General features: G+C 62.5%; 13 protein-coding genes. 3 read left to right on the plus strand and 10 right to left on the minus strand.

The window, feature by feature from the left end; translation table 11 throughout:
* Window positions 1-19: 19 nt before the first annotated feature.
* Entirely contained in the window at window positions 20-964 is a 945-nt protein-coding gene (locus ONZ54_RS10175; RefSeq protein ID WP_271788070.1) for an amonabactin ABC transporter substrate-binding protein, read from the minus strand.
* Between the two features lie 158 nt (window positions 965-1,122).
* On the opposite strand from ONZ54_RS10175, the gene amoD reads away from it, so the two are divergent.
* The gene (amoD, locus tag ONZ54_RS10180) at window positions 1,123-1,848 is read left to right on the plus strand and encodes an amonabactin biosynthesis phosphopantetheinyl transferase AmoD (RefSeq protein ID WP_271788071.1); all 726 of its coding nucleotides are present in this window, start codon (window positions 1,123-1,125) and stop codon (window positions 1,846-1,848) included.
* Window positions 1,849-1,918: 70 nt separating this feature from the next.
* Here the strand turns inward: amoD and ONZ54_RS10185 are convergent, their stop codons facing one another.
* The 5 genes from ONZ54_RS10185 to ONZ54_RS10205 all read right to left on the minus strand — a co-directional run bounded on the left by ONZ54_RS10185 (window position 1,919) and on the right by ONZ54_RS10205 (window position 8,160).
* Window positions 1,919-2,722, minus strand: a complete 804-nt coding sequence (locus tag ONZ54_RS10185) for an amonabactin ABC transporter ATP-binding protein (protein WP_271788072.1) — start codon at window positions 2,720-2,722, stop codon at window positions 1,919-1,921.
* Window positions 2,722-3,789 carry an amonabactin ABC transporter permease subunit 1 gene (locus ONZ54_RS10190; RefSeq protein ID WP_265452282.1) on the minus strand — a complete coding sequence of 356 codons (1,068 nt, stop codon included), beginning with the start codon at window positions 3,787-3,789 and terminating at the stop codon, window positions 2,722-2,724. The genes ONZ54_RS10185 and ONZ54_RS10190 overlap by 1 nt, the downstream gene beginning before the upstream one ends.
* Before the next feature lie 14 nt (window positions 3,790-3,803).
* Entirely contained in the window at window positions 3,804-4,820 is a 1,017-nt protein-coding gene (locus ONZ54_RS10195; RefSeq protein WP_005315288.1) for an amonabactin ABC transporter permease subunit 2, read from the minus strand.
* 70 nt (window positions 4,821-4,890) lie between these two features.
* A complete protein-coding gene (locus ONZ54_RS10200) occupies window positions 4,891-6,864 on the minus strand; it encodes a siderophore amonabactin TonB-dependent receptor (RefSeq protein WP_271788073.1) in 1,974 nt (657 codons plus the stop codon).
* A 57-nt stretch (window positions 6,865-6,921) separates the two neighbouring features.
* Window positions 6,922-8,160 carry a siderophore amonabactin export MFS transporter gene (locus ONZ54_RS10205; RefSeq protein WP_271788074.1) on the minus strand — a complete coding sequence of 413 codons (1,239 nt, stop codon included), beginning with the start codon at window positions 8,158-8,160 and terminating at the stop codon, window positions 6,922-6,924.
* 256 nt (window positions 8,161-8,416) lie between these two features.
* On the opposite strand from ONZ54_RS10205, the gene ONZ54_RS10210 reads away from it, so the two are divergent.
* Complete coding sequence (locus ONZ54_RS10210; RefSeq protein ID WP_271788075.1) at window positions 8,417-9,169, plus strand: hypothetical protein; 753 nt, start codon at window positions 8,417-8,419, stop codon at window positions 9,167-9,169.
* A 15-nt stretch (window positions 9,170-9,184) separates the two neighbouring features.
* Here the strand turns inward: ONZ54_RS10210 and ONZ54_RS10215 are convergent, their stop codons facing one another.
* The 4 genes from ONZ54_RS10215 to ONZ54_RS10225 all read right to left on the minus strand — a co-directional run bounded on the left by ONZ54_RS10215 (window position 9,185) and on the right by ONZ54_RS10225 (window position 12,850).
* The gene (locus ONZ54_RS10215) at window positions 9,185-9,646 is read right to left on the minus strand and encodes a DUF2919 domain-containing protein (protein ID WP_219592276.1); all 462 of its coding nucleotides are present in this window, start codon (window positions 9,644-9,646) and stop codon (window positions 9,185-9,187) included.
* Between the two features lie 151 nt (window positions 9,647-9,797).
* Window positions 9,798-10,745 (minus strand): magnesium/cobalt transporter CorA, encoded by a 948-nt coding sequence (gene corA, locus ONZ54_RS10220; protein WP_005315297.1) that lies wholly within the window; start codon window positions 10,743-10,745, stop codon window positions 9,798-9,800.
* Between the two features lie 350 nt (window positions 10,746-11,095).
* Entirely contained in the window at window positions 11,096-11,188 is a 93-nt protein-coding gene (locus ONZ54_RS23255; RefSeq protein WP_125599163.1) for a 4Fe-4S dicluster domain-containing protein, read from the minus strand.
* A gap of 12 nt (window positions 11,189-11,200) precedes the next feature.
* Window positions 11,201-12,850 carry an electron transfer flavoprotein-ubiquinone oxidoreductase gene (locus ONZ54_RS10225; protein ID WP_271788076.1) on the minus strand — a complete coding sequence of 550 codons (1,650 nt, stop codon included), beginning with the start codon at window positions 12,848-12,850 and terminating at the stop codon, window positions 11,201-11,203.
* 126 nt (window positions 12,851-12,976) lie between these two features.
* On the opposite strand from ONZ54_RS10225, the gene ONZ54_RS10230 reads away from it, so the two are divergent.
* Complete coding sequence (locus tag ONZ54_RS10230; protein ID WP_271788077.1) at window positions 12,977-13,729, plus strand: electron transfer flavoprotein subunit beta/FixA family protein; 753 nt, start codon at window positions 12,977-12,979, stop codon at window positions 13,727-13,729.
* Window positions 13,730-13,783: the final 54 nt, after the last annotated feature.

Raw genomic sequence — 13,783 nt, forward strand, 5'->3', positions numbered from 1 at the left:
CTGCCATATAAGGGCGGGTTTATTGGGTGATGGGGGCCGCGTCCGGTTTGGCCAGCAGCTGCTCGACGTCGTCGATCACCTTGAGGGCCGCCTGGGGGCCGCCGGTGGAGGTCCACAGCGAGCCGTCCACGGCGCCAAAGCGCTTGCCCTTGATGGCGTTCAGTTGCTGGAAGGCCGGGGTCTGCTCGGCCTGCTTCATGGCATCCACCGCATCGCCGCTGGCGCTCAGGGTGCCTATCACCAGCCAGTCACCGTCCAGCAGGTTGAGAGATTCCAGGCTCAGGGCCGGGGAGTGGGGGGTCTTGTCGCCGATCTGGTGGGTCGGACGGGCCAGCCCCATCTCTTCCACCACGCTGCTGGCGAAGGTGCCGCTGTGCATGTAGCTCGGGCCCTTCGGGTTCCAGCGCACTATGCTCAGGCGCTCGCCCTGATGCTTGGCAAGCTTGCTGCGGGCCTCTTGCAGGCGGGCGTCATACTGGGCGAGGAAGGCCTTGCCCTCGGCGTCCCGGTTCAGCACGTGGGCGCTGCGATTGAAGATCTCCTTCCAGGAATCACCCCAGTTGCCGGTGACGACTGTGGGGGCTATCTCTTGCAGCAGGGTCAGCAGCTCGGGTTTGGTCTGGCCGGTCAGGATGAGATCCGGCTCCAGATCGATCAGCCGCTCCAGATTGGGGTTGTCCAGATCGCCGACCACGGCGATATCCTTGCCCGCCTTGTTCAGCAGGTAACGGGGCAATGTGCCCTGGCCACGACCGTTGACGGTGCCGACCGGCTGCAACCCCAGGGTCAGGGCCGTATCCAGATCGATTTCGCTCAGCACCACCACCCGCTTGGGTTGGGTGGGCACGACCTGGGTCTTGCCATCGGCATCGGTCACCTGACGGGTGTCGGTGCTGGCCTGGGCCTGAAAACCGACCAGGCTGGCCAGCATGAGCGCGGCGGCCAGAGGGGAGGAGATCTTCATCGTTACATCCTTCTTGGTGAAATCAGCGAAAAACCGGGCCCCAAACGGGCGGACTTATGCTATCACAAATTCAAATGATAAAAATTGTCATTTGCGTTTGTGGTGCTGAGAGGGGGTGATTTGCTACCATGACCGCTCTCGAACCAAGGGCCTTTTTGATGCCAATTGCTCCCCTGGCTGCCGGATCCCGAGGCAGCTTTATCCTTCATGCCGACTGCCTGCCGCTGCCCGGTGCGGCGCATATTGCGCTGCAGCGGGTCTGCTTCGATCCCGCCGCCTTCACACCGGCCTGCTATGAGCAGGCCCGGATCCTGCTGCCCGCCAGCTTGCAGCGTGCGGCCCCCAAGCGGCTGGGGGAGTTTCTGGCCGGTCGGTTGGCGGCCCGTGAGGCTCTGCGCCGCTTTGGGCTTGGCGATCATGTGGTGGCCATAGGGTCGGCCCGCGAGCCGCGCTGGCCTGCGGGGTTTGAGGGCAGCATCAGCCACAGCCTGTTGCAGGGGCGCGGCATGGCCCTGTGTGCGGTACGTCCGGGTCAGGCAGGGATGGGGCTGGATCTGGAAGCCTGGCTGGAGGATGAGCAGGCGTGCAGTCTCTGGCCCGGCATCGTGGATGATGAGGAGTGGGAGCGGCTGCAGCGCTGTCCGCTCGGGCCGGCCCAGGGGTTGACCCTGGTGTTCTCCGCCAAGGAGAGCCTGTTCAAGGCGCTCTACCCCAGGGTGGGGCGCTATTTTGACTTTCTCGATGCTCGCTGGCTGGCCATGACGGAGCAGACCCTCACCCTCGAACTAAGAAGCGCGCTGACCCCGGATCTGCCTGTCGGCTGGCACTGTACCCTGCACTGGCAACGCTTGCCGGGGGGCGTGCTGACCACGCTTGTGCTCTGAACGAGCCTCTGCCGCTCGGTGTCATGGGATCAAAAAAACCGCCATCAAGGCGGTTTTTTTGATCCTGCGTTCAGGCTTGCTGCTTCATGGCAAAGGCCTGCGGGCGGCGGCGCGGCACTATGATGGGGGCGCCATCGCCGGGGGCGTGCAGTATGTCCACGTCCGTCTGGTAGAGGCGGTCGATGAGAGGCTTGGTCACCACCTCGCGAGCCGGGCCCATGGCCTGGATCTTGCCCTCGCCGATGGCGATCAGCTCGTCGCAGTAGCGGGCGGCGGTGGCGAGATCGTGGATGACGATGAGCACTGTCTTGCCCTCGGCGGTGATCTGGTGGATGGCCTCCATCACTTCCGTCTGGTGGCCGATATCCAGCGCGCTGGTGGGTTCATCCAGCAATATGATGTCCGCATCCTGGGCCAGCACCATGGCTAGCCACACTCGCTGGGCCTGGCCGCCGGAGAGGGAGCTGGCGCTCTGTTGCAAGATGTCGCCAAGCTGCATCCGTTCGCAGGCCCAGCGCACCATGCGGGCATCCTCTTCACTCCACTGATTGAACCAGCCCTGATGGGGATGGCGGCCGTACTGCACCAGCTGCTCGACCTGAATGCCGGCGGGCACCAGGGGGCGCTGGGGCAGGTAGGCGAGCTCCCGGGCCAGCGCCTTCATGCCGTAACTCTCCAGCGGTTTGCCCTTGAGCAGTATCTCACCGGATTGGGGCTGCTCCTGGCCCGCCAGCAGCTTGAGCAGGGTGGATTTGCCGCCGCCATTGGGGCCGACGATGCCGACCAGCTTGCCCTTGGGAATGGTGAAGGAGATGTCGTTGAAGACGGGCTTTTGCTGATAGCCGAAGTGGAGGCAATTTAGGGTGAGGGTCATCAGTCGGTTCTCTGTCTGTCTTTGATCAGAATAAACAGCAGCAGTATGCCGCCAAGAATACGGGTCATGATGCCGGTGGCGACCTCATGGGGGCTGGCCAGTACCCGCACCAGGGTGTCACTTGCCAGCAGCAGCAGGGCGCCACACAGGGCGGCAATCCATAGCGGCACTATGCGATCCCGGCTCATCCAGGAGGCGAGTATGGGGGCCGCCATGGCGATGAACACCACAGGACCGCCGATGGCGGTGCCAAGGGCCGCCACGACGATGGCCTGGGCCAGCACGCCGAGCTGCACCCGGTTGACGTTCACCCCCAGACTCTGCGCGGTGACAGGGCCCAGACGCAGCACGCCCAGGGCGCGGGAGAGATAAATGATCCAGGGGCAGACCAGCAGGATCAGGATCCCCACAGGCACCACTGTGCCGTAGCCCTGGCCGACGAAGTTGCCCATGTTCCACAGGTAGAGGCTGGTGAGGTGCACCAGCGACTGGGTGGACATGACGAACTGGCCGATGGCGTTCATCAGCTCGGAGACGCCGATACCGATCACCACGAACAGATAGCCTTGTTCCCCCGGCTTGTTGCACAGGGCATAGAGCACGACGGCGGCAAACAGGGCGCCAAGGGGCGCGGCCCACCAGGGCCAGCTGCCCAGAGTGAGGTAGAGGGAGAAGGCGATGATGGCCAGCGACGCCCCCTCGTTGACCCCTATCATGTCCGGGGTGGCGAGGCGGTTGCGAATGAGGGTCTGCACCAGGCAGCCGGAGAGGCCCATGGCAGCGCCTGCCACCAAGACGGCGACGATGCGCGGCAGCCGGATCTTGAAGACAGTCACCTCATCGAGCCGGCTCCCCTCGCCAAGCAGGGTCTGCATGACCCCCAGCATGGTGAGCTTGCTTGAACCCAGGGTCAGCGCCAGCAGGGAGAGCAACGCCAGTACGAGCACCAAGCCCAGGGTGATAAGCCAGGCGCGGCGGTGCAGCAGCAGGGTGCGTTCACCCAGTCGCAGGCAGAGGGTGCCGGAGGGGAGTGAAGCGTTCAGCGATGTGTTCATTGGATTGTTCATGAGGCAGGGCGACCTTATTTGACGGCCAGCAGGGAGCGGAAGCCACCGCTGCGCACCACCATGATGAGCACGGGGGCACCGATCAGCGCCAGGATCACGCCGTTGGGCAGCTCGAACGGCTGGATCAGCCAGCGGGCCAGTATGTCGGCCCCCAGCAGGAACAGCACACCAAACAGGGCGGAGAAACGCACCTGGATGGCGAGGCGCACTGGCTCCACCAGACGGGCGCAGTAGGCTGCCAGAAAGCCGACGAAGCCGATGGGGCCGGCGATGGCGATGGCGCAGGCGGTGAACAGGGTGGCGGCCAGCAGCACGCCGATCCGCACCCGGGTCGGCCGTATCCCGAGCGCCTGGGCCTGGTTGTCCCCCATCTGCATCAGGGTGAGCTGGCGGCAGAGCGCCAGGGTCAGCAGCAGACCGGCCAGGGCGAAGGGCACCACGGTGAGCACGGCGTCGAGATCCGAGGCCGCCAGAGACCCCAGGTTCCAGAAGCGGAACTGCTCCAGCACCACCTTGTTGGAGAGCAGCAGGAAGTTGGAGAGGCCGCCAAAGGTGGCGGAGAGGGCGACCCCCACCAGGATGAGCTTGAGCGGATTGGAGCGACCCACCATCAGGCCCAGGCCCAGAACTATGAGGTTGCCAAGCAGGGCACCCATGCCGGACCAGAGCAGATAACCGTAGGCCGATTCAACGCCAAAATAGGTCAGCCCTATCACCAGGGCGAAGACGGCGCCGGCGTTGACGCCGAGCAGGCCGGGCTCGGCCAGCGGATTGCGGGTGGCGCTTTGCAGCATGGAGGCCGCCAGCGCGAGACAGACGCCCACCACCAGGGCACACAGGGTGCGGGGCAGACGCAGGGTATGAATGATCATGGCGAGCTTTTCGTCGGCCATGAGGGCGGGATCGCCCAGCAGAAATCCGGCGACCTCGCGGCCACCATAGACACCGGCACCGGTGGCCAGTGACAGACAGATCAGCATGAACAGGAGAACAACTCCCAGCCAGAACAGCTGTGTTTGGTGTCTGAGCACCCGGATACTCCTTATTGTCGAGGCGATAAAAACGGAAAAAGGGAGCCCGCTTGGGCTCCCGAACGGGGGATTACAGCTTGTAATTCACCCCGGCATAGACGGTGCGACCTTCCAGAATGAAGTCGGCGTCGGTGGCGACCTGGTCACGCTGGGTGTTGGTCAGGTTGGTGATGCCGAGTTTGAAGTCGAGCGCCGGGGTGACTTTCCAGTTGGTGTTGAGGTCCAGGGTCTGATAGTGCTTGGACTTGAGCGCCTGGGAGTTGTGCATCGGCACCTTGATGAACTGGCTGCCCACGTATTGCCAGGCCAGGTTGGTGCTGACGATCTCGGTGGCTTGCCAATCCAGGCTGAGGTTGCCGGTGTGATCCGGGGTCTTGGCCAGATCCTCGCCCGTGCTCTTGTCTTCGGAATCCAGCAGGCTCCAGTTGCCGGTCAGCTTGACGTTGTCCAGTACGTCGACCCAGCCGTTCAGCTCCAGCCCTTTCACCCGCGCCTTCTTGACGTTGAGGTAGGTCATGACGGTCGGACGGTAGCCCGGGCCCCACTGATCGCTCTGGATCAGATCTTCGATGTCGTTGTGGAAGCCGGTCACACCGGCGCCGAAACGCTCACTCTCGTAGGCGGTGCCCAGCTCATAGCTGACGGCGGTTTCCGGTTTCAGGTTCGGGTTGCCGACCACCTTGCAGGCACCACGGCAGGCGGTGGTGGCGAAGCCTTCGCTGGACTGGGCCAGGGTCGGTGCCTTGAACGCCTTGCCGGCGCCACCCTTGATCACCCACTCGTCGGTCAGTTTGTAGAGGGCATAGGCGCGCGGGCTGAATTCGTTGCCATAGGTTTCATGGTGGTCGAGGCGGCCGGAGAGGGTCAGCGCCAGATCCCCCAGGCTGAATTCGTCCTGCAGATAGAGGGCGCTCTGGCTCGCATCCACGCTGCCGTTGGTGATGCTGCGGCTGTGCTCCAGCTCGGTCTTGCGCATCTCGGCACCCGAAGTCAGCAGGTGATCCCCCAGATAGCCGCTCAGCTGGCCGTCCACCGTGTGGTTGGTCTGGGTGACATCGGCGGCGCCGCCATTGAGCTGGGAGTCATCCATCAGATCCGTCTGCTCGAAGTAGTAGCGGGCGCGGCTGTCGAAGTGCTCCCAACGGCCGTTGTGGGTCAGCCCCAGGCTCAGACGATCGAGTTTTTGCACGTTGTGCGGGGTGGCCGGTGCGGTCGGGGCACGGGGCACGTTGTTGAAGTAGCTGTCCATGTCGTTCTGGTTGTAGCCCAGATCGAAATCGATATCCTGGTTGTCACTGACCAGCCACTTCAGGCTGGAGAGCACATTGACCACTTCCCGTTTTTCCAGCGCATCGGCATCCAGGTTGTTGGACTGATCGCTGTGCCAGCGGTCACGCTGGTAGCCTTCGACCACCACGCTGCCCAGCAGCTTGTTGTCGATGAGGGCACCGGAGACGAAGGCGCTGCCCTGGTTGGCATCGCCACCGTCGCCCTTGGTGGGCATGGAGTGGGTGTAGCCGAAGGCCGCTTCCGTCTTCTCCTTGGCCTGGCGCAGGATCACGTTGACCACGCCGCCCAAGGCATCGGCACCGTACAGGGAGGAGACGGGGCCACGGATCACTTCGATGCGCTCTATGGCCGCCATGGGGATGGAGCTCAAGTCGAAGTCATTGCCAAAGGAGCTGCCCAGGGTCTCGCGGGCGTTGACCCGTTTGCCGTTGATCAGCAGCAGTGTGTAGTCGCCACCCATGCCGCGGATCTTGATCTCGCTGCGACCCGTGGGGTTGGTGCCTATGATGTTGACACCCGGCACATGCTTGAGGGCATCGCCTATGTTGTTGGCGTTCATCTTGTCCAGATCGGCGCGGGTCACCACAGAGACGCTGGCCGGGGCGGACAGTTCCGTGTGCTTGGTCTGGGTGGCGGTGACCACCATGGTCTCGTTGGCTTTGGGCAACTCGGCCTGGGCCAGGCCCGGCAGGGCAAACAGACCGAGGGAGAGCAAAATCGGGTTCAAGCGAAATACGCCAGGCTGCAACTGCATAGTCAAAACTCCATGAATAAAACAGAGGTTATGGGGTCCGGCTCTGGGGCCGGTGGCTCACTGACTTCCCTGTCTGGCCGTACCAGACGCGGGGTTATTGTTATTCCTTGTCTGCGCCAGCCCCTTGATCAGGAGCCAGACGCCACCACAGGCCAGCAGGCTGCAGGCAATATTGATCCAGGCAAGCCCTGCAAAGCCGTGCAGGGCACCAGTGCTGTCCGAGAAGAGATACCTGGCCGAGATCAGGCTGCCGAGACCTGCCGCCACATTGGTCACAGTGCCCTGAAAAGACATGAAGGCGGCGCGCTGATGGGGGGCCGGAATGGCTGCCGTGATGGCGAGCGTGGTGCTGGATCGGGCCGAGCTCAGCGCCATGAAGAGGGTAAACAACAGATAGACGGGCACGCCAACGGGGGCGGCGAAGCCGAGCAGGGTGATCAGGGCCAACAACAGGCTGGTGATCAGGATGGCGGCCAGCGCCCGGCCCTGATCGATCCAGCCACCGCACAGCCGCATGGTCGCCATGCTGGCGAGGCCGCCACACAGGTAGAGCGCGGCGATCTGCTCGCGTGGGAAGGCGAGGTTGAACTGGAAGTAGTTGGCAAAATGCGGGATCAGCAGGAAATGACCGAACATCTGCAAAGAGAGAATGAGCAGGGCGCCCTGGCAGAGCGGCGATCCCAGCAGCTGGCGCAGCCCGCTACCCTGGGGAGAACGGGTGACCGGCAGGGAGGGCAACAGCAGGGCGCACAGCAGGGCCAGCAGCAGGCCGCCAGCCCCGAACAGCAGGAAGGGGCTCTGCCAGCCGAGCCACTGGGCCAGGATGAGGGCAATGGGCACTATCAGGATGGCGGCCAGCGAGAACGCCATCCCCACATAGGCGAGGCGGCGGCCCCGTTCGGCCGGGGGAACCAGGTCCAGCACGGCAGCCATCAGGATGGCGGAGAGGGGCCCGGCCACGCAGCCTGACAGTATGAACAGCATCAGCAGTTGCTGGCTGTTTTGCACCAGGGCGCAGGCCATCAGCAGCAGGAAACGCAGGGTCAGCAGCACCAGCAGGGCGGGTTTGCGGTTGACGCGATCGAGCCAGGGAGCGGCGATAAGCCCCATCAGAGCCGCGCCCAGGGTGGCGCCGCCGCTGAAATAACCGGTTTGCTCCGGTTGCATGCCGAGGCTGATGACCAGATCCGGCCCAAGGGGCATCACCATCATCATGCTGCCCATGGAGAGCATGTTGATCAGCATCGCCAGATGGATGGCAGCAGGGGTAGTGGTGACGGCGTTTGCTGGCTTCATCAGAAGTGGGCTCGAAAAAATGAGTCCGAATTGTATCCGAGCGATTTTTACGTGACAACAAATGGTAATCATTTTTATTTGTGTTATTTGATCTATCTCCGTCCTTTCCGCTCGCAGGCTGCCAAGGGGGGCGCTCCGGCCCATGCCGCCATTGCCCCTGGGGTGCAAAGTCATTGAAAAGCGAGGCAGATGGATCATGATGGTGATAGCCAGACTGGCAGAGGCGGTGAGCCGGGCTTCCGGACAGGAGAGAGAGATGAAAAGGTGGCGTTGGAGCGGGATCTTGTTGCTGTGGGGGCTCTGGTGCCTGCCGCTGCGGGCCGAGGTCAAGGTGATCCCGGTATTCGAGGCCGAGGCCATGGTGCAGACCCTCAAGGAGATCTACCCGGACCTCGGGGTGAGTGCCATGGGCAACCAGCTGGTGCTGAGCGGCAGTGCGGCCCAGTTGCAGGAGGCCGACGCGACCCTGGCCAAACTCAACCAGCCGCCCCAGAGCCTGCTTGTCGAATGGCGGGTGGATGGTGCCTCAAGCGGTCAGCAGATAGAGGCGGGTATCGGTGGTGATGCGGCCAAACGGCAATGGCTGCTTGAGGGCAATGCCCGGCAATACCAGCGCAGCCAGAACGACAGCTGGCAGGTGCGCGGCCTGTCGGGGCGGCCCGTGTTGCTGCAGATGGGATCCTACCAGCCGGTCACCTTCTATCAGTGGCGCGGTGGTCAGGTGGTGGGCTTGATGCCGCTCATCAACGGTCTCTACGCCACCGCCACCCTGATAGGGGACAGAGTGCAGATAGCGCTCAGCAGCGAGCAGGCCAGGCTGGAGCAGGGCACCGTCACCACGGGGCAGAATGCCACCGAGGTGAGCGGCGCCCCGGGTCAGTGGCTGACGGTAGGGGAGTTATCCACCAATTCGGCCGGGCAAGGGAGCAGCCTGGGTACCCAGTTGCAGGGAGGCCACAGTTCTCAGAGCGATCGCCAGACCCTGCAGATCCGGGTCACTCGTCAATGAGTGACCCCTGCATGCTCAGTGAGGTTGATCGGCCGCGTATTCGCGGATCTGGCGGCTGCGCAGCAGATACCAGAGTGCCCAGAGGCTGCCGATCAGCACCAGGGCGGTGGGCCAGCTGAACGACCATTTCTGCAGGTTGAGGCTGTGCAGCTGCATCACCAGGCCACTGACGGTGGAGCAGAGCAGGAGGCCGCGGCTGTGGCGCCTGAGCCAGGCGCGCATGCTGTCAGTCTGCTGATAGGTGCCGCCAAAGGCGAGTAGCGCGAGCATGGCGGGCACGTCGGTCAGCAGGCTGATGTAGAGGCTGATCTTGTCCGGATAGAAGAGGGTCAGGATCTCGCTGCCGCTCTCGCGGGTGACCCCGGCCATCAGAAACAGCCAGACCGAGCGGGTCAGCAAGAGGGCGATGGGCCAAAACCAGAGGGGAGGGCGCAACTGGCCGTGATCGTCATATCTGTGTTCGGGGTAGAGGGTCATGGTCGCCCGTTATCGCCTGGGTTGTGCAAATGATGAAGAGGATATGGGGCAGAGTGGCGCCCTTTGCAAGGCATGCCGGGTGACACGAATTAATCGGGGGGCCAGTGCCCCCCCAATCCATCGTCTCTTTCTATCGTACTTTCTGGCGGCGTTACAGCCAGCCCTTGCGCTTGAAGAAGAGGCCTGTGCCGAGCGATGACATCACCATCAACACCAGCGACATGGGATAGCCATACTCCCAGGCGAGCTCGGGCATGCGCCCGAAGTTCATGCCGTAGATGCTGGCGATAAGCGTCGGCGGCAGGAAGATCACGGCAGCAACCGAGAAGATCTTGATCACCTTGTTCTGCTCCAGATTGGTGACCCCCATGGAGGCCTCCAGCTGGAAGTTGATCTTGTCGAACAGGAACTGGGTGTGGGGCAAGAGGGACTCCACGTCGTGCAGCATCTCGTCGATCCACTTGTTCTGCTCGCCCGTCATACGCTGGCGCAGGCTGCGTTTGAGAAAGCGCAGGGCGCGACGGGTATCGTGCAGGGAGAGACGGATCTGGCCGTTGGCCTCTTCCTGTGCCATCAACTCCTTGAGCATGGGATTGATCTGATCCGGCTCGAAGATTTGATCGGCTGTGTTTTCCAGGGTCTTGTAACCGTCTTCGATGAGATCCGAGAGGTACTCCACCTTGAGGTTTTGCACTTCCAGCAGGATATCGAGGGCATCCTCCACCTCCAGCCTGTCCTGGCGCATGTAGTGGCGCAGCAGGCGCACCAGGCCGATGTCATCCTCGCGGATGCTGATCAGCAGGTTGTTGCGCAGGGTAAAGGAGACGTGGACACCCTTGGTGTCACGACCGATCCGCTGGGGAAACAGGGAGTGAATGTGCAGACCATCGGTATCCCAGTAAAAGCGGGCGGATGCTTCGATGTCGTCCAGCTCTTCCTTGTCGGGGACCTCTTCCAGAAACAGGCCGGTCAACCATTCTCGCTCCGCCGTGTCCGGCTTGTAGGCATCCAGCCAGACGGTGTTGTCAGGCAGTATGTCGTCAGGCCCAAGCGTGACTATGTCCAGTACCTTGTTATTGAGAATGTAGGCGGTGATCATCTGTCCCCCCTTAAAAAGTCGTGGGTCATCAGGGATGGTTGCACAGGTCATGCGGCCTTAGAGCGCGTAGAAAGCGATCCCGTGGATAAGCGAAACGGGCCGATGGAAAACCTGAATGCGGCGAACTATACAGGGGCGGGGAGCGCTTGTCAGGGCCTATTCATCCTAGGTTCAGCCTGTTCGCTCAAAAAAACAGCGAGGTCGGATCAGCGGATCAGACCGTAAAAGTGACTGCCTGTTCACTGCCGCATTGTGCCAAGTGCCCACCCGGGGGGACAGGCATCATCTATTGGGATAGTTGGGTCCTGACCCTCCTTGCGGTGGTGTCCAGACGGTCTGGTAGCTACCTGTCACATATTGGGATAGTTGGGTCCTGACCCTCCCTGTGGTGGCGTCCAGACGATGTTCTGGGGCTGAGCATCTTTGATGTCACCTCTTGGTATCGCTGCACTTCATCACATATTGGGATAGTTGGGCCCGTATCCTCCCTGCGGTGGTGTCCAGATGATGTTTTGGCTCGGATCCTTGATGTCGCAGGTCTTGCAGTGAATGCAGTTGGCCGCGTTGATCTGCAAATAAGGCTGGCTCTCGCTCTCCACTATTTCGAACACCCCGGCCGGGCAATAACGCTGGGCGGGCTCGGCCCAGGTGGGCAGGTTGACCGCCACCGGGATACTCGCGTCCTGCAACTTGAGGTGGCAGGGCTGATCCTCATCGTGGCTGGTGTTGGCGAGATAAACAGAAGAGAGCTTGTCAAAGCTGAGTTTGCCGTCCGGTTTGGGATAGCTGATGGGCTGACAACGGCTGGCCATGCGCAGCTGACGGTAGTCAGGCTCCTTGTCCAACAGGGTGATAGAGCCCAGCAGAGGGAAGGAGGCACCCCGCTGCTCCAGCCAGTTGAAGGCGCCGCCGAGCCAGGGGCCCCAACGATGCAGGGCCGCCCCAAAGTTGCGGGCGGTTTTGAGCTCCTGCCCCAGCCAGCTTTGTTGCAGCGCATCCTGATACTCGTTCGGATCCCGGCCACCCTCATCACCGCCGCGCAGCGTCATGGCGACGGTTTTCGCCGCCAGCATCCCCGACTTCATGGCGGTGTGGATGCCCTTGATGCGGGAAAAATCCAGGGTACCGGCGTCGCAGCCGATCAAGAGACCGCCGGGGAAGTGCATGCGGGGCAGGGAGTGCCAGCCACCCTTGGTGATGGCGCGGGCACCGTAGCTGATGCGCTCGCCCCCCAGCAGAGTCTGTGCGATGAGGGGATGGTGCTTGAGGCGCTGGAACTCGTCGAACGGGCTGAGCCAGGGGTTGCTGTAGTTGAGATCGACAATCAGCCCGACCGCCACCTGATTGCCCTCCATATGATAGAGGTAGAAGCCGCCCTGGCTCTTGCCGGTGCGCAGCCCGGCCAGTGGCCAGCCGCTGCCGTGCAGCACCTGGCCCGGTTTGGCCTGCCCAGGGGGGACTTGCCACAACTCCTTGAAACCGATGGCGTAATGCTGCGGCTGGACGCTGTTTTCCAGATTGAACTCGGCGATCAACTGCTTGCCCAGATGGCCGCGGGCACCTTCGGCAAACAGGGTATAGCGACCATGGAGCGCCATGCCGAGCACGTGATCCGATTTGGGATTGCCCGCTCTGTCCAGCCCGAGATCGCCGGTGATCACACCCCGCACCCGTCCCGCTTCCATGATGAGCTCGCTTGCGGTAAAACCCGGGTATATTTCGACTCCCAGCTGCTCGGCCTGTTGACCGAGCCAGCGGCAGAGGTTGCCCAGGCTCAGAATATGGCTGCCATCGTTGTGCATGCGCGGCGGCACGGCCCAGTGGGGCAGTTGCAGGGCGCGACGCGCATTTTGCAACAGATGAACCTGATCATCGTTGACGGGTATGCCGAGGGGCGCCTGCTGCCAGCTGTCCGGCAACAGCTCCTTGAGGGCGACGGGATCGAACAGGGCGCCAGAGAGCAGATGGGCGCCGATTTCCGCTCCTTTTTCCAGCACGCAGATCGAGAGATCGGCATTGTGCTGCTTCAGGGCGATGGCTGCACTGAGTCCTGCGGGGCCGCCACCGACGATGACGACATCAAATTCCATTGCTTCGCGTTCCATCTTGCCTCTGCGCTCGACTTGGCCTAGGGTAGTGCTGTTAGTTTACGTAAACGTAAAGCAATTGTAAGCAAAAAAATGCGAGGGTTCGTCAATGGATTCACTCAAGAAAAGCGAGGGATGCGCGTCATGAAGCTGCTGGTCGCGATCAAACGGGTAGTCGACTACAACGTCAAGATCCGGGTGAAGGGAGACGGCTCCAACGTGGAGCTTGCCAATGTGAAGATGGGTATCAACCCGTTCTGTGAAATCGCGGTGGAGGAAGGAGTTCGGCTGCGGGAAGCCGGTGTCGCAAACGAGCTGGTGGTGGTGACCTTCGGACCTGAGGCGGCCGCCGAGCAGTTGCGCCATGCCCTGGCGCTGGGGGCGGATCGGGCCCTTCACTATGTGACCGATGAGACGCTCACTCCGCTGACGGTTGCTCGCGTCCTGCAAAAGGTGTGTGAGCAGGAGCAGCCATCCCTGGTGCTGCTCGGCAAGCAGTCCATCGATTCTGACAACAACCAGGTGGGCCAGATGCTCTCGGCCCTCACCGACTGGCCGCTGGCCACCTTCGCCTCTGCCATCAAGCTGGTGGTGGGGGAGTTGCAGGTGACCCGCGAAATCGACGGTGGCCTGGAGACCCTCGGCATGCCCTTGCCTGCCGTGGTGACGGTGGACCTGCGCCTGAACGAGCCCCGCTTTGCATCGCTTCCCAACATCATGAAAGCCAAGCGCAAGCCACTCGAGAGTGCCCTCTTCGCGACCCTTGGCGTCGAACCTGCCGGCCACACCCGGCTGCTCGGTGTGATGGCGCCAGCCGTGCGCAGTGCCGGCATCAAGGTCGGCTCTGTGGACGAGTTGCTGGATAAACTCAGGAACGAAGCCAAGGTGCTGCCATGAGCATCCTGGTCATGATGGAACATATTGGGTGTCGCCCCCTTGCTGGGATAAGGG

It is taken from the genome of Aeromonas salmonicida (assembly GCF_028355655.1).
Classification (GTDB): domain Bacteria; phylum Pseudomonadota; class Gammaproteobacteria; order Enterobacterales; family Aeromonadaceae; genus Aeromonas; species Aeromonas salmonicida.

Coding starts and splice junctions, on each gene's coding strand:
- ONZ54_RS10175 (WP_271788070.1), bottom strand. CDS start 964: ATGAAGATCTCCTCCCCTCTGGCCGCCGCGCTCATGCTGGCCAGCCTG.
- amoD (WP_271788071.1), top strand. CDS start 1,123: ATGCCAATTGCTCCCCTGGCTGCCGGATCCCGAGGCAGCTTTATCCTT.
- ONZ54_RS10185 (WP_271788072.1), bottom strand. CDS start 2,722: ATGACCCTCACCCTAAATTGCCTCCACTTCGGCTATCAGCAAAAGCCC.
- ONZ54_RS10190 (WP_265452282.1), bottom strand. CDS start 3,789: ATGAACAATCCAATGAACACATCGCTGAACGCTTCACTCCCCTCCGGC.
- ONZ54_RS10200 (WP_271788073.1), bottom strand. CDS start 6,864: ATGCAGTTGCAGCCTGGCGTATTTCGCTTGAACCCGATTTTGCTCTCC.
- ONZ54_RS10205 (WP_271788074.1), bottom strand. CDS start 8,160: ATGAAGCCAGCAAACGCCGTCACCACTACCCCTGCTGCCATCCATCTG.
- ONZ54_RS10210 (WP_271788075.1), top strand. CDS start 8,417: ATGAAAAGGTGGCGTTGGAGCGGGATCTTGTTGCTGTGGGGGCTCTGG.
- ONZ54_RS10215 (WP_219592276.1), bottom strand. CDS start 9,646: ATGACCCTCTACCCCGAACACAGATATGACGATCACGGCCAGTTGCGC.
- corA (WP_005315297.1), bottom strand. CDS start 10,745: ATGATCACCGCCTACATTCTCAATAACAAGGTACTGGACATAGTCACG.
- ONZ54_RS10225 (WP_271788076.1), bottom strand. CDS start 12,850: ATGGAACGCGAAGCAATGGAATTTGATGTCGTCATCGTCGGTGGCGGC.
- ONZ54_RS10230 (WP_271788077.1), top strand. CDS start 12,977: ATGAAGCTGCTGGTCGCGATCAAACGGGTAGTCGACTACAACGTCAAG.